19 protein-coding genes are annotated in these 23,073 nt (G+C 71.9%); 6 read left to right on the top strand and 13 right to left on the bottom strand.

The genetic code is table 11. From position 1 onward, the window contains the following. Positions 1-4: 4 nt before the first annotated feature. Genes EDF34_RS08230 through EDF34_RS08215 form a run of 4 tightly spaced genes read right to left on the bottom strand, consistent with a single transcriptional unit; the run spans position 5 to position 5,194 of the window. Positions 5-481 carry a MaoC family dehydratase gene (locus EDF34_RS08230; protein WP_123370895.1) on the bottom strand — a complete coding sequence of 159 codons (477 nt, stop codon included), beginning with the start codon at positions 479-481 and terminating at the stop codon, positions 5-7. After that, positions 478-1,662, bottom strand: coding sequence for an acyl-CoA dehydrogenase family protein (locus EDF34_RS08225; RefSeq protein WP_123370894.1), 1,185 nt, complete (start codon positions 1,660-1,662; stop codon positions 478-480). Before EDF34_RS08225 ends, EDF34_RS08230 begins: the two co-directional genes overlap by 4 nt. Then, entirely contained in the window at positions 1,659-3,590 is a 1,932-nt protein-coding gene (locus tag EDF34_RS08220; RefSeq protein WP_123370893.1) for a biotin carboxylase N-terminal domain-containing protein, read from the bottom strand. The genes EDF34_RS08225 and EDF34_RS08220 overlap by 4 nt, the downstream gene beginning before the upstream one ends. A 5-nt stretch (positions 3,591-3,595) precedes the next feature. Next, a complete protein-coding gene (locus EDF34_RS08215; RefSeq protein WP_123370892.1) occupies positions 3,596-5,194 on the bottom strand; it encodes a carboxyl transferase domain-containing protein in 1,599 nt (532 codons plus the stop codon). Between the two features lie 103 nt (positions 5,195-5,297). On the opposite strand from EDF34_RS08215, the gene EDF34_RS08210 reads away from it, so the two are divergent. Then, entirely contained in the window at positions 5,298-5,891 is a 594-nt protein-coding gene (locus EDF34_RS08210; protein WP_123370891.1) for a TetR/AcrR family transcriptional regulator, read from the top strand. On the opposite strand, the gene EDF34_RS08205 is transcribed toward EDF34_RS08210, so the two are convergent. Genes EDF34_RS08205 through pdhA form a run of 3 tightly spaced genes read right to left on the bottom strand, consistent with a single transcriptional unit; the run spans position 5,892 to position 9,408 of the window. After that, a complete protein-coding gene (locus tag EDF34_RS08205; RefSeq protein ID WP_123370890.1) occupies positions 5,892-7,274 on the bottom strand; it encodes a dihydrolipoamide acetyltransferase family protein in 1,383 nt (460 codons plus the stop codon). Next, positions 7,271-8,278, bottom strand: coding sequence for an alpha-ketoacid dehydrogenase subunit beta (locus EDF34_RS08200; protein ID WP_123370889.1), 1,008 nt, complete (start codon positions 8,276-8,278; stop codon positions 7,271-7,273). The genes EDF34_RS08205 and EDF34_RS08200 overlap by 4 nt, the downstream gene beginning before the upstream one ends. Continuing rightward, a complete protein-coding gene (gene pdhA / locus EDF34_RS08195) occupies positions 8,278-9,408 on the bottom strand; it encodes a pyruvate dehydrogenase (acetyl-transferring) E1 component subunit alpha (RefSeq protein ID WP_123370888.1) in 1,131 nt (376 codons plus the stop codon). Before pdhA ends, EDF34_RS08200 begins: the two co-directional genes overlap by 1 nt. A 143-nt stretch (positions 9,409-9,551) precedes the next feature. On the opposite strand from pdhA, the gene EDF34_RS08190 reads away from it, so the two are divergent. Both EDF34_RS08190 and EDF34_RS08185 read left to right on the top strand, forming a co-directional pair. Continuing rightward, positions 9,552-10,316: a CoA transferase subunit A gene (locus tag EDF34_RS08190; protein ID WP_123370887.1), complete on the top strand. Its 765-nt coding sequence runs from the start codon at positions 9,552-9,554 to the stop codon at positions 10,314-10,316. Next, positions 10,313-10,966: a 3-oxoacid CoA-transferase subunit B gene (locus tag EDF34_RS08185; protein WP_123370886.1), complete on the top strand. Its 654-nt coding sequence runs from the start codon at positions 10,313-10,315 to the stop codon at positions 10,964-10,966. Before EDF34_RS08190 ends, EDF34_RS08185 begins: the two co-directional genes overlap by 4 nt. 21 nt (positions 10,967-10,987) lie before the next feature. Here EDF34_RS08185 and EDF34_RS08180 read toward each other — a convergent pair whose 3' ends face one another. The 6 genes from EDF34_RS08180 to hutH all read right to left on the bottom strand — a co-directional run bounded on the left by EDF34_RS08180 (position 10,988) and on the right by hutH (position 19,475). After that, entirely contained in the window at positions 10,988-12,421 is a 1,434-nt protein-coding gene (locus tag EDF34_RS08180) for a glycoside hydrolase family 18 protein (protein WP_123370885.1), read from the bottom strand. 254 nt (positions 12,422-12,675) lie between these two features. Further along, positions 12,676-13,818, bottom strand: a complete 1,143-nt coding sequence (hutI, locus tag EDF34_RS08175) for an imidazolonepropionase (protein ID WP_123370884.1) — start codon at positions 13,816-13,818, stop codon at positions 12,676-12,678. Continuing rightward, positions 13,815-15,131 (bottom strand): formimidoylglutamate deiminase, encoded by a 1,317-nt coding sequence (locus EDF34_RS08170; RefSeq protein WP_123370883.1) that lies wholly within the window; start codon positions 15,129-15,131, stop codon positions 13,815-13,817. The genes hutI and EDF34_RS08170 overlap by 4 nt, the downstream gene beginning before the upstream one ends. Further along, on the bottom strand, positions 15,128-16,291 hold the full coding sequence (locus tag EDF34_RS08165) for an allantoate amidohydrolase (RefSeq protein ID WP_123370882.1): 1,164 nt from the start codon (positions 16,289-16,291) through the stop codon (positions 15,128-15,130). Before EDF34_RS08165 ends, EDF34_RS08170 begins: the two co-directional genes overlap by 4 nt. Continuing rightward, positions 16,288-17,949, bottom strand: a complete 1,662-nt coding sequence (hutU, locus tag EDF34_RS08160; protein WP_123370881.1) for a urocanate hydratase — start codon at positions 17,947-17,949, stop codon at positions 16,288-16,290. The genes EDF34_RS08165 and hutU overlap by 4 nt, the downstream gene beginning before the upstream one ends. Further along, positions 17,946-19,475 (bottom strand): histidine ammonia-lyase, encoded by a 1,530-nt coding sequence (gene hutH, locus EDF34_RS08155; RefSeq protein ID WP_123370880.1) that lies wholly within the window; start codon positions 19,473-19,475, stop codon positions 17,946-17,948. The genes hutU and hutH overlap by 4 nt, the downstream gene beginning before the upstream one ends. 87 nt (positions 19,476-19,562) lie before the next feature. Between hutH and EDF34_RS08150 the strand changes: the two genes are divergently transcribed. The 3 genes from EDF34_RS08150 to EDF34_RS08140 all read left to right on the top strand — a co-directional run bounded on the left by EDF34_RS08150 (position 19,563) and on the right by EDF34_RS08140 (position 22,849). Continuing rightward, complete coding sequence (locus EDF34_RS08150) at positions 19,563-20,297, top strand: IclR family transcriptional regulator (protein ID WP_123370879.1); 735 nt, start codon at positions 19,563-19,565, stop codon at positions 20,295-20,297. 35 nt (positions 20,298-20,332) lie between these two features. Next, positions 20,333-20,794, top strand: coding sequence for a phage tail protein (locus tag EDF34_RS08145; RefSeq protein WP_123370878.1), 462 nt, complete (start codon positions 20,333-20,335; stop codon positions 20,792-20,794). A 264-nt stretch (positions 20,795-21,058) separates the two neighbouring features. Beyond that, positions 21,059-22,849 (top strand): ATP-dependent endonuclease, encoded by a 1,791-nt coding sequence (locus tag EDF34_RS08140; protein ID WP_123370877.1) that lies wholly within the window; start codon positions 21,059-21,061, stop codon positions 22,847-22,849. Positions 22,850-23,073: the final 224 nt, after the last annotated feature.

Raw genomic sequence — 23,073 nt, 5'->3', positions numbered from 1 at the left:
CCCGTCACGGCGCGGCGTCCCGGCACCAGAACAGCACCGACCGGGTGGCGGTGGCGACCACGACGTCGTCCTGGTTGCGGCCGGTGTGCTCGAGCGTGACCACGCCCTGGCCGGGCCGCGAGACCGAGAGGCGCTTCGCGGTGACGACCGTCTCGGCGTAGAGCGTGTCGCCGTGGAACAGCGGGTGCGGAAAGCGCACGTCGGTGAATCCGAGGTTGGCGACGATCGTGCCCTGGGTCAGCTGGTCGACCGAGCTGCCGACGAGGACGGCCAGGGTCATCATCGAGTTCACCAGCCGCTGCCCGAACGGCTGGTCGGCGGACCAGGCCGCGTCGAGGTGCAGCGCCTGGCCGTTCATCGTCAACGTGCTGAACAGGACGTTGTCGGCCTCGGTCAGCGTGCGCCCGGGGCGGTGCAGGTAGCGGACGTCCGGCTCGATCTCCTCGTAGTACAGCCCGCGCTGCACGACGTCGCGAGTCATCGCGGTGCCCCCGATGCCCCCGCGAACCCGAGCTCGCGGGCGATGACCATGAGCTGGATCTCGGTGGTCCCCTCGCCGATCTCGAGGATCTTCGAGTCGCGGTAGTGCCGGGCCACGGGGTTCTCGTTCATCAGCCCGTAGCCGCCGAAGATCTGCGTCGCGTCGCGCGCGTTGTCCATCGCGGCCTCGCTCGCGATCAGCTTGGCCAGGCTGGCCTCGAGCTTGAACGGCCGGCCCGCCGCCAGCCGGGTCGCGGCGTCGAACCAGGCCAGGCGAGCGGCGTGCACGCGGGTCTGCATCCGGGCGATGGTGAACGCGATGTGCTGGTTCTCGCCGATCGGGTGGCCGAACACGTTCCGGCTCTTGGCGTAGCGCACCGCCTCCTCCAGGCACCCCTGCGCGGCGCCCGCACCCAGCGCGGCGAACGCCACCCGGCCCTCGTCGAGCGTCCGGATGAACGACGCGAAGCCGCGCCCCCGCTCCCCCAGCAGATTAGCCTCCGGCACGCGCACGTCCTCGAAGCGCAGCGGGTGGGTGTCCGAGGTGTGCCAGCCGACCTTGTCGTAGGCGGGCAGGACCGTGAAGCCGGGCGTCCCGCTCGGGACGAGGATCGCGGTGAGCTCCTTCTTCACGGACCCGTCGGCACGCACGCTCTCGCCGGTCACCGCCGTGATGGTCACCAGGCGCGTGATCTTCGAGCCCGAGTTGGTGATGAACTGCTTGGTGCCGTTGATGACCCACTGCCCGTCGTCGAGCACCGCCGTGGTCCGCGTGCCCGCGGCGTCCGAGCCCGCGTCGGCCTCCGTCAGCCCGAAGCCCGCGAGCGCGGTCCCCGCCGTGAGCATCGGCAGCCACTCCTGCTTCTGCGCCTCGGTCCCGTCCCGGAACACCGGCATCGCGCCCAGCCCCACGCCCGCCTCGAGGGTCACCGCGATGGACTGGTCGACGCGCGCGAGCTGCTCGACGGCGAGGCACAGGTCGACGTAGTCGCGTCCCTGGCCGCCGTACTCGCGCGGGAAGGGCAGGCCGAACAGCCCCATCTCGCCCATCTGGCCGATGATCTCGTAGGGCAGCTCGCGCAGCGTGTCGTACTTGTACGCCGCGGGGGCGACGACGGTGTCGGCGAAGTCGCGCACCTCGTCGCTCAGTCGCTGCTGCTCAGGAGTCAGTCGCAGGCTCATGCCGGATCCCTTCGTGGGGGGGTGGACGTGATGGTGGCGACCACGCGGTCGAGGGCCACCTGCTCGGCCGGTCGGACCGAGAGCGTGACGACGCCGGCGCTGGGCGCGGCGATCCGGTGCTCCATCTTCATGGCCTCGATCGTCAGCAGGACCTGGCCGACGACGACCTCGTCGCCGGACTCCACCTCGATCGAGACCACGGTGCCGGGCATCGGGGAGCGGACCTCCGGGTCGACGGGGCGCGCGCCGCGCGTGCGAGCCGAGAGCTCGTCGGCCAGGCGCTCGATGCGGCTCCGGACGCGCAGCTCGAACGCCGCGCCCCGCTCGCCGACCCAGGTGACGTCCCCGTTGGTGGCGACGCTCGTCCGGTGCACGACGCCGTCGACCTCGACCAGGCCGGGACCGCCGACGACCGCGCGGACGGGCGGGTGGTCGCCGACGGTGACCTGATCACCCAGCACCGCGACCTCGACGCCGCCCACGTCGTACCGGACCGGGCTCGGTTCGCCCACGCGCCAGCCATCGGATTGCCACGGTCCGCGACCGGACTCCCGTCGGGCGAGGACCGCCGCGGCGTACGCCGCCACAGGTGGGGTGCGCGGCGCGAGCTGCGGGATCAGGCGGCCGAGCAGCCCGGTGTCGAGCCGGCCCGTGCGGACGTCGTCGTCCGCGAGCACCTGGCGCAGGAAGTCGACGTTGGTCCGGACGCCGAGCACGGTCGTGCACGCCAACGCGCGGTCCAGCCGCGCGATCGCCTCGGCCCGGGTGGGCGCCCAGGCGACGACCTTCGCGAGCATGGGGTCGTACACCGACCCGATCGTCAGGCCCTCGACGAGCCCGCTGTCGACCCGGATGCCCTCCCCCGACGGCTCCTCGAGCAGGAGCACCCGGCCGGCTGACGGCAGGAACTCGCGCGCCGGGTCCTCCGCGTACACGCGCGCCTCGACCGCATGGCCGGTCAGGACGGCGTGCTCCTGGGCGATCGTCAGGCGCTCCCCTGCGGCGACGCGCAGCTGCCACTCGACCAGGTCCAGCCCCGTGACCAGCTCGGTGACCGCGTGCTCGACCTGCAGGCGCGTGTTCATCTCCATGAAGAAGAACTCCGTGGGCGCCTCGTCGGACACCAGGAACTCGACCGTCCCCGCGCCCAAGTAGCCCACGCTGCGCGCGACGTCGCAGGCCGCGGCCCCGATCCGGGCGCGGGTGGCCTCGTCGAGCAGCGGCGACGGCGCCTCCTCGATCACCTTCTGGTGCCGGCGCTGCAGCGAGCACTCGCGCTCCCCGAGGTGGACGACGTGCTCGTGCTCGTCGGCCAGCAGCTGGACCTCGATGTGTCGCGGTGTCCGGACCAGGCGCTCGAGGAGGAGGGTGTCGTCGCCGAACGCGGCCGCGGCCACGCGCCGGGCGCCCGCGAGCGCGGCGGCCAGGCCGGCCGCGGAGTCGACGACGACCATGCCCTTGCCGCCGCCACCGGCGGACGGCTTGACCAGCAGCGGGTAGCCGAGCCGATCGGCGGCCTCGTCGTCCCGCACGCCGGTCAGCGCGACGCCGGGGATGACGGGCACCCCCGCCGCCGCGACGTGCTCCTTGGCGCGGACCTTGTCGCCCATGACCTCGAGGGCCTTGACCCCGGGGCCGACGAACGCGATGCCCGCGGCCTCGCACGCGCGGGCCAGGTCCGCGTTCTCCGACAGGAAGCCGTACCCGGGGTGGATGGCCTGCGCGCCCGACGCGGAGGTGGCACGCACGACCTCGTCGATCGACAGGTAGCTCTCGATCCGGACTGCGGCGTCCGCGCGCGCGACGTGCAGCGCGCCGCGGTCCGCGTCCGTGTAGACGGCGACCGCGCGTATCCCGAGCCGGTGCAGGGTCGCGATCACGCGGACGGCGATCTCCCCGCGGTTCGCCACGAGCACGGCCTCGAACATCGCGCTCACATCCGGAACAGGCCGAGGCGCGGCTCGCCGAGCGGCACCGTGGCGCACACGTCGAGGGCCATGCCGAGCACACGTCGGGTGTCGGCGGGGTCGATGATCCCGTCGTCCCACAGGCGCGCAGTCGCGTAGTAGGGGCTGCCCTGCGTCTCGTACTGCTCGCGCAGCGGCGCCTTGAACGCCTCCTCGTCCTCGGCGCTCCAGCCGTCGCCGAGCTGCTCGCGGCGGACGGTGGCCAGCACGGAGGCCGCCTGCGGTCCGCCCATCACCGAGATCCGGCTCGCGGGCCACATCCACAGGAACCGCGGCGAGTACGCCCGCCCGCACATCGAGTAGTTGCCGGCGCCGAACGAGCCGCCGATCACCACGGTCAGCTTGGGCACGCGCGTCGTCGCGACCGCCGTGACCATCTTGGCGCCGTGCTTCGCGATGCCGCCCGCCTCGTAGTCGCGGCCGACCATGAAGCCGTTGACGTTCTGCAGGAACACGAGCGGGATGCCGCGCTGGTCGCACAGCTCGACGAAGTGCGCACCCTTGAGCGCGGACTCGGCGAACAGCACCCCGTTGTTCGCGACGATCCCGACGGGGTGCCCGTGCAGCCGCGCGAACCCGGTGACCAGCGTGGTGCCGTACTCGCGCTTGAACTCGTGCAGCTCGCTGCCGTCGACGAGCCGCGCGATGACCTCGCGCACGTCGTACGGGGTGAGCAGGTCGGTGGGGACCACGCCGTACAGCTCGTCCTCGGCCGCGGCGGGCGGCCGGCTCTCGTGGACGTCCCACGCGGTGCCGCGCGGCGCGGGCAGGGTCGCGACGATGTCGCGGACGATCTGCAGCGCGTGCGCGTCGTTCTCCGCGAGGTGGTCGGTGACGCCGGACGTACGCGCGTGCAGCTCGCCGCCGCCGAGCTCCTCGGCGGTCACGACCTCGCCGGTCGCCGCCTTCACCAGCGGCGGGCCGCCCAGGAAGATCGTCCCCTGGTCGCGCACGATGACCGTCTCGTCGCTCATCGCAGGCACGTACGCGCCGCCCGCGGTGCACGAGCCCATCACGCACGCGATCTGCGGGATCCCCGCGGCGGACATCCGCGCCTGGTTGAAGAAGATCCGCCCGAAGTGGTCGCGGTCCGGGAACACCTCGTCCTGCTTGGGCAGGAACGCACCGCCGGAGTCGACGAGGTAGAGGCAGGGCAGCCGGTTCTCCAGGGCGATCTCCTGCGCCCGCAGGTGCTTCTTGACCGTCAGCGGGAAGTACGTGCCGCCCTTCACGGTCGCGTCGTTGGACAGCACCATGACGTGCCGGCCGTGCACGAGGCCGATGCCCGCGATGACCCCGGCGCCGGGCGCCTCGCCGTCGTAGAGCTCGTAGGCGGCGAGCGGCGCGACCTCGAGGAACGGGCTGCCGTCGTCGAGCAGCACGTCGATCCGCTCGCGCGGGAGCAGCTTGCCGCGGGCCACGTGACGCTCGCGCGAGCGCTCGGGTCCGCCGAGCGCCGCGGTGCGCAGCCGGTCGCGCAGCTGCCCGACGAGCGCGCGCTGGGACTCGTCGTTGGCGCGGAACGAGTCCGCGGACGGGACGGCCGTGCTGGTGAGCATCTCCATCGACGCTGTCTCCAAGGGGTGGCTGGAGAGGACAACTCAGTTAGGGATCACTAACTGAAAGGAGGCTACAGTTCTCCCACCGCGTTGTCCACGAAGGAGCCCGATGAGCGCCGAGGTCCTGCCCACCGCGCGTGGCCGCGCGAAGGCCGAGCGCCGCGACGCGCTGCTCTCGTCGGCCGGCCGGCTCTTCGCCGCCCGCGGGTTCGACGGCGTGTCGATCGAGGACCTCGGGGCGTCCGTCGGCGTGAGCGGGCCGGCCGTCTACCGGCACTTCGCCAGCAAGCAGGCCGTGCTCGCGGCGCTGCTCGTGGGCGTGAGCGAGGGGCTGCTCGCGGGGGGCCGCGCCGTGGTGGACGCCGCGGCCGACGACGCCTCCGCCTTGGCGGCCCTCGTGCGCTTCCACGTCGACTTCGCCCTGCGCGACCCCGACGTCATCCGCGTGCAGGACCGCGACCTGGCGGCGCTGTCCCCGCAGGACCGCGAGTCCGTGCGCGCCCTGCAGCGCCGCTACGTGGACCTGTGGGTCGACGTGCTGCACCGGCTCGGCCCGACGACCGAGCGCGCCGAGCTGCGGATGCGCGCGCAGGCCACCTTCGGCCTGCTCAACTCGACCCCGCACAGCGCCCGGTCGGTGACGGCGTCCCGGACCCGGGCGCTGCTGGAGGAGATGGCGCTGGCCGCCCTGGGCCGGCCGTAGTCAGACCAGGCTCAGCACCGTCCCGGGCCGGGCGAGGACCCCCGCGACGTCGGTGAGGAAGTGCGCCGCCTCGGCGCCGTCGACGAGGCGGTGGTCGAACGAGACGCTCAGCGTCATCACGTGCCGGAGCGCGATCTCGTCCTGGAGCTCCCAGGGCCGTCGCCGGATCGCGCCCATCGCGAGGATCGCCGCCTGCCCGGGCACGAGGATCGGGGTCCCGGTGTCGACGCCGAGCACGCCGATGTTGGTGATCGTGATCGTCCCGCCCGCGAGGTCGGCGGGCGTCGTCGTGCCCGCCCGGGCGGCCTCGGTGAGCGCGTCGATCGCGTCAGCCAGGGCCGGGAGCCGGAGCCCGTCGGCGTCCTTGATGCTCGGGACGAGCAGCCCTCGCGCGGTGGCCGCCGCGATGCCGAGGTTCACGTAGGCGTACTCGACGATCTCCCCGGCTTTCTCGTCCCAGTGCGCGTTGAGTGACGGGTTGCGTCCGATCGCGATCGTCACGGCCTTGGCGACGAGCGTGAGGATCGTGAGCCGGTGCCCGGCCATCGCGCGGTCGGCACGCAGGTGCTCGAGCAGCTCGAGGGCGGGCGTGACGTCGACCGTGACCGACGTCGAGGCGTGCGGGGCGGTGAACGCGCTGGTCACCATCGCGGCGGCGGTCTGCTTGCGGACGCCGGTGACGGCGGTACGCCGCTCGCGGGTCGATCCCTGCGACGTCGTGACCCGCGGCGGGGACAGGGGCGGGCGCGCGGACACGCTGCGCACGGGCGCCGGGCGCGCGGGTGCGTTGCGGCCCGCCACCGGCGCGGAGCGGTCGCCCGAGACGACGTGCAGGACGTCCTCGCGCGTGATCAGCCCGTCCTTGCCGGTCCCCTCCATCCGGTTCAGGTCGACGCCGAGGTCGTGCGCGAGCTTGCGGACCGGCGGCAGGACGCGTGGGCCGATCGGTCGGCCGGCGAGGGCAACCGCGTCAACCACGTGCGCGGCCACCCAGGCCGCCGACCGTTCCCGGCGCCGCGGCCGGGACGAGGCCTCGACGAGCGGCCCGTACCCGACGAGGACCGCGGTCCGCTCAGGCGCCTTCGCGGGCTCGTCGGCGGCGTCCTCCACGAGTGGTCCTGCGCCGTCGGGCACGACGCTCGGCTCGTCGACCGTGATCGTCATCAGCGGGGCACCCACCGGCACGGTCGCGCCGGCCGCGACCAGCAGCTCGGCCACCACCCCGGCGTACGGGGAGGGCAGCTGCACCAAGGCCTTCGCGGTCTCCACCTCGGCGACCACCTGGTTGAGCGTGACCGTGTCCCCCACCGCGACCGTCCACTCGACCAGGTCGGACTCGGTCAGTCCCTCACCCAGGTCGGGCAGCGTGATCGTGCGGATCATGACGCCCTCCAGCCGGTCAGCGAGTGCGCTCTGCCCATCACGCGGTCGACCGCGTCGAGCAGCCGGTCGAGGTCCGGCAGGAAGTGGTCCTCGACCTTCGACGCGGGATACGGCGTGTCGAAGCCGGTCACGCGCACGGGAGCGGCCCTCAGGACGTCGAAGCACCGGTCGGTGATGCTCGCGGCGATCTCCGCGCCGAGCCCGCCGGTGCGCTGCGCCTCGTGCGTGACGACGAGCCGGCCGGTCTTGCGGACGGACGCCTCGAGCGTGTCGAGGTCCAGCGGGGCCAGCGAGCGCAGGTCGACGACCTCGACCGAGAGACCCTCGTCGAGCGCCGCGAGCGCGGCGTCCCGGGCCGTCACGACGAGCGGCCCGTAGGCGGCCAGAGTGACGTCGGCGCCCTCGACCACGACGCGGGCCCGGTCGAGCGGCGGGTCCAGGGCGAGGTCCTCGTCGACCTCGCCCTTGACCCAGTAGCGCCGCTTGGGCTCGAGGAAGACGACGGGGTCGTCGCACGCGATCGCCTGGCGGATCATCGTGTGCGCGTCCTGCGGGTTCGCGCAGGTGACCACGCGCAAGCCCGGCGTGTGGGCGAAGTACGCCTCGGGCGACTCGGAGTGATGCTCGACCGCGCCGATCCCGCCGCCGTACGGGATGCGGACCGTGATCGGCATGCGCACCGCGCCGGCGGTCCGGTAGTGGATGCGCGCCACCTGCGTCACCAGCTGGTCGAGGGCGGGGTAGACGAAGCCGTCGAACTGGATCTCGACGACCGGCCGGAACCCCCGGTAGGCGAGCCCGACGGCCACGCCCATCATCCCGGCCTCGGCGAGCGGCGCGTCCATCACGCGGTCGGCCCCGAAGTCGCGCTGCAGGCCGTCGGTCACGCGGAACACTCCCCCGAGCCGGCCGATGTCCTCGCCGAGGAGCACCACGGTCGGGTCGTCGTCGAGCGCGCGTCGCAAGCCGGAGTTCAGGGCGCCGACGAGGGTCATGGTGGCCATCACTCCTCGCCCCCCTCGAACATCGCGAGGTACGCGGCGTGCTCGCTGCGCTGCCGTTCGAGCGACGGCGTCCGCTCGACGAAGACGTCGTCGAACAGGCCCAGCGGACCCGGGTCGGTCAGGCCGTAGCAGCCGTCGCGCATCGCCGTGGCGAACGCGTCGGCCTTCGCGGTGATCCGGCTCGCCCGCTCGTCGGACAACGCGCCGCGCGCGTGCAGCAGCCGCTCCAGGCGGGCGATCGGGTCCTTGGCCGCCCACTGCGCCTCGTCGGCCGCGTCGACGTAGCGCTTCGGGTCGTCGGACGTCGTGTGCGGGCCGATCCGGTACGTGACGGCCTCGATGAACGTCGGGCCGTCGCCGCGGCGCGCGCGGTCGAGCGCGATGCGCGTGGCGGCCAGGACCGCGAGGACGTCGTTGCCGTCGACGCGGATGCTGGGGATCCCCATCCCGGGCGCCCGGTCGGCGATCGGGCGCTGCGCCTGCAGGCCGACCGGCTCGGAGATCGCCCACTGGTTGTTCTGGCAGAAGAAGATGACCGGCGCCGCCAGGCTCGCGGCGAAGACCATCGCCTCGTGCACGTCGCCCTTGCTCGTCGCGCCGTCGCCGAAGTACGCGACCGCGACCGAGTCGACGCCGTCCTTCGCGCAGCCCAGCGCGTACCCGGTCGCGTGCAGGGTCTGCGCGCCGACCATCACCTGCGGCGTCGCCATCCCGATGCTGCGCGGGTCCCAGCCGGTCAGGGCCGTCCCGCGCCAGACGCGCACGAGGTCGGTCGGCTGCGCACCGCGGCAGTACGCGACGCCGTTCTCGCGGTAGCTGGTGAACACGAAGTCGTCGGCGCGCAGCGCGCGAGCCGAGCCGACCTGCGCGGCCTCCTGGCCGAGCAGCGGCGGCCACAGGCCGATCTGCCCCTGCCGCTGGAGGGCGACCGCCTCGGTGTCGAAGCGGCGTACGACGACCATGTCCTCGTAGAGGTCGGTCAGCTGCTCGTCGTCGACGTCGGCGATCACGACGTCGTGCACGGGGTCCGGGTGACGCACGCCGTCGGGCGTCACGAGCTGGACGAGATCGTCGGCGCTGGGGGCTCTGGCGGGCAGGGCGCGGCCGGGTGACACATCTGAACGCAACATGTTTCGCTCCGTCTGGGTGGCGGAGCCGTCGCTCTTGTGAAGCTAGGCCCCATTGCCTGATGTCCGGCCAACGTATCCCCGCGCCTGCCCTGGCGCGAGCCTCGACACGTCGGCGCACAATGACCTCGTCGAAGGAGGCAGTGATGGACAAGGTCGTCCAGTCCGCCGTCGAGGCGGTCGCCGACATCCCCGACGGGGCGACCCTCGCGGTCGGTGGATTCGGCTTGTGCGGTATCCCGAGCGTGCTGATCCACGCTCTGCTCGACTCCGGCGCGACGGACCTGGAGGTCGTCAGCAACAACTGCGGGGTGGACGACTGGGGGCTCGGCCTGCTGCTGCAGGCCGGTCGCATCCGGCGCATCATCGCCTCGTACGTGGGCGAGAACAAGGAGTTCGCGCGCCAGTACCTGGCCGGCGAGCTCGAGGTCGAGCTCACGCCCCAGGGCACGCTGGCCGAACGTCTTCGTGCAGGTGGGAGCGGCATCGCGGCCTTCTACACACGCACGGGCGTCGGCACGCTGGTGGCCTCCGGCGGGCTTCCGTGGCGGTACGGCGCCGACGGCTCGGTCGTCGTCGCCTCACCGCCCAAGCCGGTCGAGACGTTCGAGGTGCGAGGCGTCCCGCACGAGTTCGTACGCGAGGAGGCGATCACCGCGGACTACGCGCTCGTGCGCGCCGCGGCCGGCGACCGGCAGGGGAACCTGGTGTTCCACGCGTCCGCCCGGAACTTCAACCCGCTGTGCGCCGCGGCCGGCGCGGTGACGATCGCGGAGGTCGAGACCCTCGCTCCCGTCGGCTCGCTCGACCCCGACGCGATCCACCTGCCGGGCATCTTCGTCGACCGGGTGCTTCCCCTGACGCCGGCCGAGGCGAGCGACAAGCGGATCGAGCGGAGGACGGTCTCATGAGCCTCACGCGCGAGCAGATGGCGATGCGGGCGGCCCTCGAGCTGGTCGACGGGTCCTACGTGAACCTGGGGATCGGCCTGCCGACCCTCGTGCCGAACTACGTGCCGCCGGGCGTCGAGCTCGTGCTGCAGTCGGAGAACGGCGTGCTCGGCACCGGGCCGTACCCGGCGTCGGCCGACGTCGACCCGGACCTCATCAACGCCGGCAAGGAGACGATCACGGTCGCGCCGGGGGCGTCGTTCTTCGACTCCGCGCTGTCGTTCGCGATGATCCGCGGCGGCAAGGTCGACGTCGCGATCCTGGGCGCGATGCAGGTCTCGTCGGGCGGGGACATCGCCAACTGGATGATCCCCGGGAAGATGGTCAAGGGCATGGGCGGCGCGATGGACCTGGTGCACGGGGCGCAACGGATCGTCGTGCTGATGGAGCACGTGGCGCGCGACGGGTCGGCGAAGATCCTGCCGGAGTGCTCGCTGCCGCTGACCGGCGTCGGGGTCGTCGACCGGATCATCACCGACCTGGCCGTGCTCGACGTGACGCCCGGCGGCCTGGTCCTGCGCGAGTGCGCGCCCGGGGTGTCGGTCGCCGACGTCGTGGCCGCGACCTCCGAGGTGCCGCTCACGGTGCAGCTGAGCGGGGCCGCCCCGTGACGGACGGCCCCGCTCCCGGCCCTACTTGAGGATCGGCGACAGCGCGCTGATCAGCGCGTGGTCGTTCGAGTCCTGGCTGATCTCCCACGCCATCGCGCCGCGCAGGTTCAGCGCCTTGATGAGCTTGGTCCGCTCCCCGATCGACTTGGGGCTCGAGTACGCGATGACGGTCGGCACCGTCGCCGCGCCGGTCGTCAGGTTCGGGTGCTCCGCGGCCGGGTTGAACAGGTACGGCTCACCGGCCCACGGGTTCCAGAGCGCCTGGTAGCCCTTGGCGCCGACCGTGCCGGCCGAGTTCACGTACCCGCCCTCGTCGACCAGCGCGTGGTAGGTCGGCTGCGGTGCGACGTCGACGACCAGCGAGTTCGAGTCCGTGCCGGTGTTGTCGAACGCCGAGTACAGCCCGTCGTTCTTCGTCGACGTGCGCAGGTACTGCTGACCGTAGAACGGGACGCCCACGACGATCTTGCTCGCCGGCACGCCCTTGAGCAGGTAGTACGCCACGGTGCCGCTCGTGTTCCACGTGAGGTTCTTGGCGTTGGGGTCGCGCGGGTCGGGCGTGAACAGCGTGTTCGGCGACGCCTTGGGGCCGCTGGCGACGTTGAAGTCGTACGTCATCACGTTGTCCCAGTCGAAGTACTTCGAGATCTCCTTGAGCTCGAAGTACTTGGTCGCGCTCGTCGCCGCCGGCAGCGCCGCGGTGAGGAGGTAGTGCTTGCCGGTTGTCTTGCCGTACGCGTCGAGCTGCTTGCGGAACTCCGCGGCGAGCAGCGTCGCGTTGTGCCGGTCGGCGGGGCCGACGTTCACGTTGCCGCCCGCCACCTGGGTCGGGTACTCCCAGTCGATGTCGATGCCGTCGAAGATCCCCGCCGCGGCGCCGTCTCCCCCGGCGTTCTCGGGCCAGCCGCCGCCCGGCAGGTTGCCCTTGATAAACGTGTCGATGCACGACGAGACGAACGACTTGCGCAGCTCAGGCGTCGAGGCGAGCGTCGAGAACCACGTCGACTTGGTCCAGCCGCCGAGCGAGATCTCCACCTTGAGGTCCGGGTTGGCGGCCTTGAGCTTGCGCAGCTGGTTGAAGTTGCCGAACAGGTGCTGGTCCGGGTTGCTCGGGTCGTCGGCGACACCGTCGACCGTGTTCTCCGGGCCCCAGTAGACCTGCTGGTAGTCGGCCCACGGGTCGAGCACGTCGCAGCTCGCGGCCCCGGTCGCCTCGTTGTAGTTCGGCACGCCGAACGCGTACTGGATGACGTTGAGCTTGTCGGCGGGGATGTCCTTGACGTAGTAGCCGCGGCCGTAGACGTTCCAGTCGGCGAAGTAGGCGGTCACGACCTTCTTGGGGGCGTCTGGCGACGGCTTCGACGATGAAGCCTGCGCGGACTGCGGGACGACGAGGGCCGCGGTCAGACCGAGTGCGACCGCGGCGACCATGCACAACCGGCGGGGACGGAGCATGGGGGGTTCTCCCTGCGCTGGATTAGTAAGTATCCCTGCGTTATTGCAGTACCCCCACGATAGGTCCCGGTGTCCGATTCGTGTCAAGAGTCCGGTTCCACCGGTGCGGGCCGCGCGTTCGCTTCGTGCCGCTCGCGCCGAGTCGGGAGCTCCGTCGACCAATCCCGCCGCACTTGTGACGCGAGTGCACTCGAGTTGCCTCGCAGCCGCCTCAGGAGCGCACTCCTGTCACAAGTGCGGCGGGATGGGGCCGGCTACAGCGAGACGCCGCGCGCGATCGGGACGCCCGGGCGGTAGGCGAGGTGGCGGTGGCTCGGCGCGTCGAGCACGGCCAGGTGGGCCCGGGCGCCCACGCGCAGGTGCCCGAGGTCGTCGCGGCGAAGCGCGTGCGCGCCGCCGAGTGTGGCCGCGCGCACGGCCTCCGCGATCGTCATCCCCATCTCGCGGACGGCGAGCGCGATCATCAGCGGCATCGACGTCGAGAAGCAGGTCCCGGGGTTGCAGTCGCTCGCCAGCGCGACCTCGGCCCCAGCGTCCAGGAGCCTGCGCGCGTCCGGGTAGGGCGAGCGGGTCGAGAACTCGACGCCGGGCAGCAGGGTGGCGACGGTGTCACCGTCGGCGAGTGCCGCGACGTCGGCGTCGGTGAGACACGTGCAGTGGTCGACGCTCGCCGCGCCGAGCTCGACGGCGAGCTGCACGCCCGGGCCAGGGCCGAGCTGGTTTCCGTGCACGCGCAGCCCCAGTCCGACCGCCCGGGCAGCGACGAGGACCGCGCGCGCCTCGTCGCCGTCGAACGCGACGGGACTGGCGGGTTCGCAGAACACGTCGGCCCAGCGGGCGTGCGGCGCGCAGGCGGTGAGCATCTCCCCCGTGACCAGCGCGAGGTAGTCGTCGCGGTCGATGCCGGCCGGGACGACGTGGGCGCCGAGGAACGTGGTCTCGTCGGTGACCTCGCGGGCCAGGCGGAGCAGGCGCACCTCGGTGTCGACGTCCAGGCCGTAGCCGCTCTTGATCTCGATCGTGGTGGTGCCCTGCGCGCGCGCCTCGTCGGCCAGCGACCGCAGGCGCGTGCGCAGCTCGTCGTCGGTCGCGGCCCGGGTCGCGGCGACCGTCGTCGCGATGCCGCCGCCCGTGTACGGCGTGCCGGCCATGCGGGACTCGAACTCGGCCGCGCGGTCGCCCGCGAAGACGAGGTGCGTGTGGGAGTCGACGAACCCGGGCACGACGGCCGCGCCGGATAGGTCCGTCCGACGATCCGCCGCGGGCGCTTCGGCGGCCGGCCCGACCCACGCGATGCGCCCGTCCACGGCGACGAGCGCGGCGTCGAGCAGCGGACCGTCGAAGCGCGGGTCGTGCGTGACGAGCTCGCCGATGCCCGTGACCAGGTGCGACGTCATCGGGTCTCCTCCCACGCGGCGCGGATCGCCGTGCCCAGCATCGCGCCGACGTCGCCCAGGACGTGCCGACCGCCCTCGACACGCACGACGCCGTTGACGACGACCGTGTCGACGTCGGCGCTGCCCGCGACGAGCACGAGCTGGCTCGGGTCGGCGCCGGCGGTGCGCGGGGTGTCGGTGCGGATGGCGACGAGGTCGGCGGGCGCTCCGGGCGCGAGGCGGCCGCCCGTCGGGTCGCCCAGGCTCGTGTGGCCGCCGGTGGTCAGCAGGTCGACGAGGGCGGCGGGGCTCAGCACGCCGCGCGTCTGTCCCGCGAGGCGCTCATGCAGCTCGACCGTCGCCGCCTCGGCCAGCAGGTCCGTCCGCACGTGCTGGTCGCTGCCGACCGACAGCCGTGCCCCCGCGGCACGCAGGGCCGCGCCGGGTGCGATGCCGTCGCCGAGGTCCTGCTCGGTGGACGGGCACAGGCAGATGCCGGTCCGGGTCGAGCCGAGCGTGGCGATGTCCTCGGGCGTGAGGTGCACGGCGTGGATGGCCGTCGTCGCGGGGCCGAGGGCGCCGGCGTCGGCCAGGACGCGCGTCGGCGTCGCACCGAACGTGGCGAGGGCCTGCTCGTTCTCGAGGCGCTGCTCGGAGAGGTGCACGTGCAGCGGCCGGCCCGTGGCGTGAGCGGTGATGCGCGGCAGGTCGTCGAGCGGGACCGCGCGCACGGAGTGGATCGCGGCGCCGACGGTGAGGGTCTCGTCGGGCCGGATCGCGGCGACGCGGGCGGCCCACGCGTCGGCGTCGGCGTCCCCGAACCGCAGCTGTGCTCCCTGGAGCGGGGCGTCGATCCCGCCGGTCAGGTACGCGGTGTCGAGCAGCGTGAGGCGCAGGCCGGCCTCGCGCGCGGCGGTGCGCAGCGCCTCGGCCATGACGTTCGGGTCGTCGTACGGCGTGCCGCCCGGCGCGTGGTGCAGGTAGTGGAACTCCCCCACGGCCGTGACCCCGGCGAGCACCATCTCGGCGTAGGTCGCGCGCGCGAGGTCGAGGTAGGTGTCCGGCGCGAGGGTGGCCGCGAGCGCGTACATCCGCTCACGCCAGGTCCAGAACGTGCCGCCGTCGTCGTGCGTCCGGCCGCGCAGCGCGCGGTGGAACGCGTGCGAGTGCGTGTTGGCGAAGCCGGGCAGGACGACGCCGGGCAGACGATGGTCACCGGGCTCGGGCGCTGCCCCGGGCGCGACCGAGGTGAACCGGCCGTCGGCCGTAGTGAGTCGGACGTCGGACGCCAGGCCGCTCGGGAGCCACGCCTGCGCGGCCCAGTAGTTCGTCACGCGAGCAACCGTTCCAGCGTCGCGGCGAGCGCATCGATGCCCGCGAGGCAGTCGGCCTCGTCGGCGTCCTCGGCCGGGGCGTGCGAGATGCCGGACGGGTTGCGGACGAAGAGCATCGCCGTCGGGATGCCGGCCGCCGCGAGGATGCCGGCGTCGTGGCCCGCGCCCGTGCTCAGCCGCGGCGAGCCGCCGAGCGCGTCGACGACGGTGTCCGCGAGGTCGGCGTCGAGCACGGTGACCGGCGTCCACGACTCCTGCGCTGGGCCGTACCCGGCGAGGGCCGAGAGCACCGCGCGAACCGCAGCCTCGGACTCCGCGCGGACGTCGAGCCAGGCCGTCACCAGCGACGGGATCGCGTTGACGCCGTTCGGGTCCACGCGCAGCTTGCCGACGGTCGCCAGTGCGCCGTGCTCCAGCGCGGCCGCACGGACGTGCCCGACGAACGCCGCGAGGTCGAGCATCGGGTCGCGCCGGTCGGCGAGCGGGGTGGTGCCGGCGTGGTTGGCCTCGCCGCGCAGCTCGACCCGCCAGCGCCCGTGCGGCCAGATCATCCGCCCGACGCCCAAGGCGTCGCCGCTGTGCACCAGCCCGCGCCCCTGCTCGACGTGCAGCTCGACGAACGACGCGATCCGCCGCAGCGCCTCGTCGTCGCGACCCAGCTCGTCGGGATCCCGACCGGCCGCGCGCAGTGCGTCGGCCATCGTGACCCCGTCGGCGTCGCGCAGGCCGCGCGCCCGGTCCGCGTCGAGGACGCCCGTGATGAGACGCGAGCCGGCGCAGGCGACGCCGAAGCGGGCGCCCTCCTCGTCGACGAAGTTCGCGATGCCGAGCGGGCGTGCGGGCGTGATCCCACGCGCGCGCAGGTCGTCGAGCGCCGCGAAGGCGCTGACCACCCCGAGCGGTCCGTCGAACGCGCCCCCGCCGGGCACCGAGTCGAGGTGGCTGCCGGTGACGACGCCCGGCGTGTCGTCGGGATCGCCCCACCACGCCCACTGGTTGCCGGCCCGGTCGGTGACCAGGTCGAGGCCGCGCGACGAGGCCTCCCCCGCGAACCACTCGCGCAGGGTGTGGTCCTCAGCGGTCCACGCGAACCGGCGGTAGCCGCCGTCGTCGGTGCGGCCCACCGGAGCGAGGTCGGCCCACGTGCTGGCGAACGTCACTCGTCGCCCTCGCGCATCGGGATGCGCAGCCCGTTGGCCGCCGCGACCTCGTCGGCCCGCGGGTAACCGGCGTCGACGTGCCGCAGGACGCCCATCCCGGGGTCGTTCGACAGGACGCGCGCGAGCTTGCGCGCGGCCAGGTCGGTGCCATCAGCCACCGAGACCTGCCCGGCGTGGATCGAGCGCCCCATGCCGACGCCGCCGCCGTGGTGGATCGACACCCAGGTGGCGCCCGACGACGCGGCGACGAGCGCGTTGAGCAGCGGCCAGTCGGCGATCGCGTCGGACCCGTCGGCCATGCCCTCGGTCTCGCGGTACGGCGACGCGACCGAGCCGGCGTCGAGGTGGTCGCGGCCGATGACGAGCGGCGCCGTCACGGCGCCCGACCCTACGAGCTCGTTGAACTTCAGCCCCGCGACGTCCCGCTCCCCGTGCCCGAGCCAGCAGATGCGCGCCGGGAGCCCCTGGAACGCGACGCGGTCCTGCGCCGCGCGGATCCAGCGGTGCAGGTGATCGTTCTCGGGGAACAGGTCGAGCACGGCCTGGTCGGTGACGGCGATGTCGCGTGGGTCGCCGGAAAGGGCCGCCCACCGGAACGGCCCCCTGCCCTCCGCGAACAGCGGCCGGATGTAGGCGGGCACGAAGCCGGGGAAGTCGAAGGCTCGGTCGTAGCCGCCCTGGCGGGCCTCGTCGCGGATCGAGTTGCCGTAGTCGAACACCTCGGCGCCGGCGTCCATGAAGCCGACCATCGCCTCGACGTGCCGCGCCATCGACTCGCGCGCGCGGTCGGTGAACTCCTCGGGCTTGGCCGCGGCGTAGTCCGCCCAGTCCGCCACGTCGACTCCTACGGGCAGGTAGGACAGCGGGTCGTGCGCGGACGTCTGGTCGGTGACGACGTCGACTTCGACGCCGCGCCGGAGCAGCTCCGGGAGTACCTCGGCGGAGTTGCCGACGACGCCGACGGACAGCGCCTGCCTGGCGTGCTTCGCGGCCGTGACCAGCGCGATCGCCTCGTCGAGGCTGCCAGCGACGCGGTCGAGGTAGCGCTCGCGCACCCGCCGGTGCAGGCGGTCGCCGTCGACGTCGACGATGAGGCACGCGCCGCCGTTGAGCGTCACGGCCAGGGGCTGCGCGCCGCCCATGCCCCCGCAGCCGCCGGTCACGGTCAACGTGCCGGCGAGCGTCCCGCCGAACTTGCTCGCAGCGACGGCGGCCAGCGTCTCGTAGGTGCCCTGCAGGATGCCCTGCGCGCCGATGTAGATCCACGAGCCGGCCGTCATCTGCCCGTACATCGTCAGCCCGAGCTGCTCGAGCCGGCGGAACTCGGGCCACGTCGCCCAGTCGCCGACGAGGTTCGAGTTGGCGATCAGGACCCGCGGCGCCCACTCGTGCGTCCTGAGCACGCCGACGGGCTTGCCCGACTGGACGAGCAGCGTCTCGTCGTCGCCGAGCGTGGTCAGCGTCCGGACGATCGCGTCGTACGCGTCCCACGACCGCGCGGCCTTGCCGGTGCCGCCGTAGACGACCAGGTCGTCGGGCCGCTCGGCGACCTCGGCGTCGAGGTTGTTCATGAGCATGCGCAGCGGCGCTTCCGTCTGCCAGCTGCGGGCGGTCAGGGTGGTGCCGCGCGGGGCGCGGACGGGGCGGGGACCGGTCATGCGCGAGCTCCTAGCAGTGCGGCGACGGCTCCTTCGCGGACGGCGTCGGAGGCGGTCTCGAGGTCGGGCGAGAGGTAGGTGTCGGGCCCGGGGCCGGGGATCCCGCGCGCCCTCAGCAGGTCGCGGACACCCCCGGTGACGGGTGACGGCTGCAGCGGCGCCCGCAGGTCGATCGCGCGCGCGGCGGTGAGGATCTCGATGCCGATGACCCGGGTCAGCGCGTCGACGGACCGGCGCAGCTTGCGGGCCGCGTGCCACCCCATCGAGACGTGGTCCTCCTGCATGGCCGACGACGGGATCGAGTCGACGCTCGCCGGCACGGCCAGCCGCTTCATCTCCGAGACGAGCCCGGCCGCGGTGTACTGCGCGATCATCAGGCCGGAGTCGACGCCGGGGTCGTGCGCGAGGAACGGCGGCAACCCGTGGTTGCGGGCGACGTCGAGGAACCGGTCGGTGCGGCGCTCGGACATGCTCGCGACGTCGGCGGCGGCGATCGCGAGGAAGTCGAGCACGTAGGCGACCGGGGCGCCGTGGAAGTTGCCGTTGGACTCGACGCGGCCGTCGGGGGTGATGACGGGGTTGTCGACGGCGGCCGTCAGCTCCCTCTCCGCGACGGCGCGCGCGTGCGCGACCGTGTCGCGCGCCGCCCCGTGCACCTGCGGGGCGCAGCGCAGCGAGTAGGCGTCCTGCACGCGGGTGCACTCGGGCGTCTTGTGGCTCGCCATGATGCCCGAACCAGCCAGCACGGCCCGGATGTTCGCGGCGGAGACCGCCTGGCCGGGATGCGGCCGCAGCCCCTGCAGGTCGGCCGCGAACACCGCGTCGGTGCCGAGCAGCGACTCGACGGACATCGCCGCGGCGACGTCCGCGCTGGTCAGGAGCGTGTCGAGGTCGTGCAGCGCGAGCGCCAGCATGCCGAGCATGCCGTCGGTCCCGTTGATGAGCGCGAGCCCCTCCTTCTCGGTGAGGGTCACGGGCGTCAGCCCCGCCTGGGTCGGGGTGGTCAGCGTCCCCGCGGCGTCGCGGACCTCCCCCTCGCCCATCAGCGCGAGCGCGCAGTGCGCCAGCGGGGCGAGGTCGCCCGAGCAGCCGAGCGACCCGTACTCGCGGACGACCGGCGTGACGCCGGCGTCGATCATCGCGGCGTAGGCGGTCGCGACCTCGACCCGGACGCCGGTGCGGCCGGTCGCGAGGGTCGACAGCCGCAGCAGCATGAGCGCGCGGACCACCTCGCGCTCGACCTCCGGCCCGGTGCTGGCCGCGTGCGAGCGCACGAGGCTGCGCTGCAAGTCGCGGCGTCGCTCGGCCGGGATCGAGACGGTGGCCAGGGCGCCGAAGCCGGTGGAGATGCCGTAGTGCGGCTGGGTGTCGGCGGCGAGGCGGTCGACGACCTCCCGGCCGGCAGCGATGGCGGCCAGCGCTTCCTCCGAGAGGCGGACACCCGCGCCGTGCCGCGCGACCGCGACGACCTCGTCGATGGTGACGGGCCCGGTGCCGACGACGACCGTCGCTGTGCTGGTGTCCATGGTTCATGACACCGCTCCGCCCCGCTCCTCCCGAAGACCCCGGCGCGCGATACCGTCTGGTATCCCAGACGTTGCCGGAGGTGCTCGATGAGCTCGGTTCCCGCCGCGGACGCCACCCTGCGCCTCCTGCGCCACCTGTCCCGCACAGGCCCCCTGCCCGCGGCCTCGCTGGCCACCGCCCTGGACCTGCCCCGCTCGACGACGTACCACCTGCTCACCGTCCTCACGGAGCACGGCTTCGTCGTCCACCTCCCTGAGGAGCGCCGCTACGGCCTCGGCCTCGCGGCGTTCGAGCTCGGCTCCGCCTACTCCCGCCAGGCGCCGCTGGCCCGCGCCGCCCGACCGGTGCTCGCGCGCCTCGTCGACCAGGTCGGCGAGAGCGCCCACCTGGCGGTCCTGCACGGCCGCGACGTCCTGTACGTCGTCGAGGAGCGCGCCGCGGGCCGCCCGGTGCTGGTGACCGACGTCGGCGTCCGCCTCCCCGCCCACCTCACGGCCAGCGGCCGCGCGATCCTGGCCGACCTCCCGTCCGCGCAGGTCCGGGCCCTGTTCCCGTCGCGCGAGGCTTTCGTCGACCGCACCGGCATCGGGCCGCAGAAGCTCTCGGAGCTCCGCACGATCCTCACCGAGGTGCGCCGCGACGGCTGGGCCGAGGAGCACGGCGACGTGACCCCCGGCTTCGCGTCGATCGCCGTCGCGGTCCGCGACCGCACGGGCCACCCGGTCGCCGGCCTGGCCGTGACGTTCGCCCAGGGCCAGGACCCCGCGACGTTCCTCCGCGCCATCCGCGCCGCAGCCACGGAGCTGGCCCGCAGGGTCTAGTTTCTTCGGTGTCCGCTTCGGATCTGGGGGTTCACGTGTCGTACGTCGTCGACTTCACCGAGGTGTCCACGGTCGGGCTCGAGTCCTCACCTGTTGCCGACGCCCTCGCCGGGCTGCGCGCCAACGAGGCGCGCTACTTCAAGAACAAGTACGACCACGTGTTCACGACCCAGCCCGCGTCCGCGGCCCGGGAGACCGTCGACTGGGTGCACGAGGTCCTCGCGTCCGAGCGCGACATGGTGATCGCCTCGCCCCCGCTCGAGGCGACCGAGTTCGTCGTCGACGGGCACCGGTGGGCCTACGTGTTCTACGAGTCCGGGCTGTCGATCAACGTGCTGTACGCGCTCGAGGCCGGCGGCAAGCGCGCGGTCGGGTTCAAGCTGTCCGACGGCATGGAGGTTCCCGACGAGCTCTCCGCGTTCAAGTTCGCGCGGCAGAAGTCGAAGCTCGCGGGGACGATCCGCGGCTCGTACTTCGTGATCAAGAGCGAGCACTAGGAACTCCTCCGACGGACCGACACCTCCCGCCCACCGCTCCGAAGCTGACCCTTGAGAACGTCTCCGCCGAGCCACCAGATCACCAGTTCATCACCATCGCCGCTCAAGTCCTTAGGGCCACCGACCGATGCGAACCATGAGAAGTGAGCGAATTCGGAGCGTGTAAGAAGTTGGCCACCGGAGCGCATACGGGTCACGTCCACGTGAAACGCGCGTGCTCTGAGAGCGTGACAAGACGACCTGACCGAGCAAAGGTGCCCGCAAATGTCAAACCCTACTCTCAGGTCACTGAAGCTCGTCAACTACAAGGGCTTTGCGAATCACACGATCACTTTCAGGTCGGGCAATGTGTTGATCGGAGCAAATAATGCCGGCAAATCCACGGCCCTAGGCGCCCTGCGCCTCCTCGCAGCGATGATTCCGCAGGCGAGACGCATCCACCCGAACGGAACGGGTGAAATCGAGGGACGAATGCAGCGCGGGTGGCCAATTACGACTGCCGCAGTCGAAGCCTCATCGTTCTCGGACGAGAACATCAGACACGACTTCCGACCTGACGAAACCCGGGTCGAGGCGACCGTGAGCAATGGTGTTCGTCTCGTCGCATCCTGGCCCCGTGTGCGTGACCTCGATGATGGCGAGCGACCACCTCAGGGCACCTACTTCGTGTTCCCTCCTGACGGCGGACCGTTGATCGCCCCCAGGACCGCCGCCCGAGACCTCGTGCCTGAGATCGCGGTGGTGCCGACGTTGACACCGCTGGACGATCGCGAAGCCTTCGTGAGCGACGAAACACTGCGTCGAAATCGAACGAGCCGACGATCGAGTCGATACTTCCGCAATGCTCTTTATCGCTTACAAACCGACGAGTGGATCGAGTTTACGTCGTACGTTTACGAACGGACCCCGGAGATTAGTGATCTCGAACTACATCGCGCAATCGGTACACCCGATGACGATTTCGACCTCTTCTACAAGGAAGAGGGAAATCGGCGCGAGCGTGAAATAGGATGGGCGGGTGACGGAATACAGATTTGGCTACAGGCTCTATATCACCTTTGGTCAAACCGAAACGCGACGGTCGCGATTCTCGACGAGCCCGACGTGTTTCTTCATCCGGACCTTCAGCGGAGGCTGGCCCGCACGCTCTTTTCTGGCAGCCAGCAGACGATACTTGCAACCCACAGCATCGAGATGCTTGCTGAAGCCGAGCCAGGGAGCGCCGCCTGGATCGATAGATCGAGGCGGTCGGCGGAGAGGCCGAAGGGCGACGGCGCACTGGCGCTCATGGGCAGGCGCCTCGGGAGTGGTTACGAGCTCGGCGTGGGCAGGGCGCTCAGGAGTAGGACCACACTCTTCGTCGAGGGAGATGACGCCCCAATCTTGGCGCACCTTGCGCGACGCGTCGGACTAATGGCCGTCGCGTCATCGGACTCTTATGCCACCGTGCCGCTCGGCGGGTTTAGCCGCAATTCAGTTGCGGGCGCATTTGCCGAGACCATGCATGCTCTCGGGACCCAGGTCCGAACCTACGTGCTGCTCGATGGCGACTTGCGTAGCACCGAAGTGCGCAGTCGCGAAATCGCGACGCTTGAAAAGGCCGGCGCAAAGGTGCATCTCTGGAAGCGGCGCGAACTTGAGAACTATCTGCTAGTTCCAAGTGCGATAGCAAAGGTCGCCGGGATTCCACTTGGAGCCGCGCAGGATTTGCTCGCCGAGACGCTTGAGGAGGGCAAATCAGAAGCAATGCTAGCGTTGCAGACTGCACGCATTGAGGAGAAGGCGCTTAAGGGGACGAAAGCAGCGGGTAGGGCGCCAAAGACGCTCCTTAGCGCTGCCGTCGAGGAGTTTAACGCGGAATGGGCGAGCATCGAGGGCAAATTGCGCATCGTGGATGCTAAGTTATCAATTCGCCTGCTGAACTCGAGACTACAAGGCCGTGGCGCCCGGACGCTGAACATTCACTCGCTTGCTAAGGCAGTGCCTGCCGCAGATGTTCCCGCCGAAGTCCGGATGGTCCTTGGTGCGATTGAGGACCTCATCACACGCGAATAGCGTGCCCGATTTCGATTCCGCGCCGAAAGGGACGGGGTTCACTGAGGGTCGGAAATTGATACCCGTAGGGCATCCTCCGACCCGCACCTGCAGATTGCTCTACGCCCAAGTCACAGCTGGCCATGCGGCGAAGCTCCCCGCGTACGAGCCAGTACGCGAAGCGTCCGAGCGGCGCATGAGCTAGGAACGCCGCGGCTCCCGCCGAAGCGGAAGCCGCGGCGTCC

This window comes from Cellulomonas sp. PhB150, assembly GCF_003755175.1.
GTDB lineage: Bacteria > Actinomycetota > Actinomycetes > Actinomycetales > Cellulomonadaceae > Cellulomonas.
Note: the sequence above shows the minus strand (reverse complement) of the source record. Positions and strands in the feature narration are given on the sequence as shown.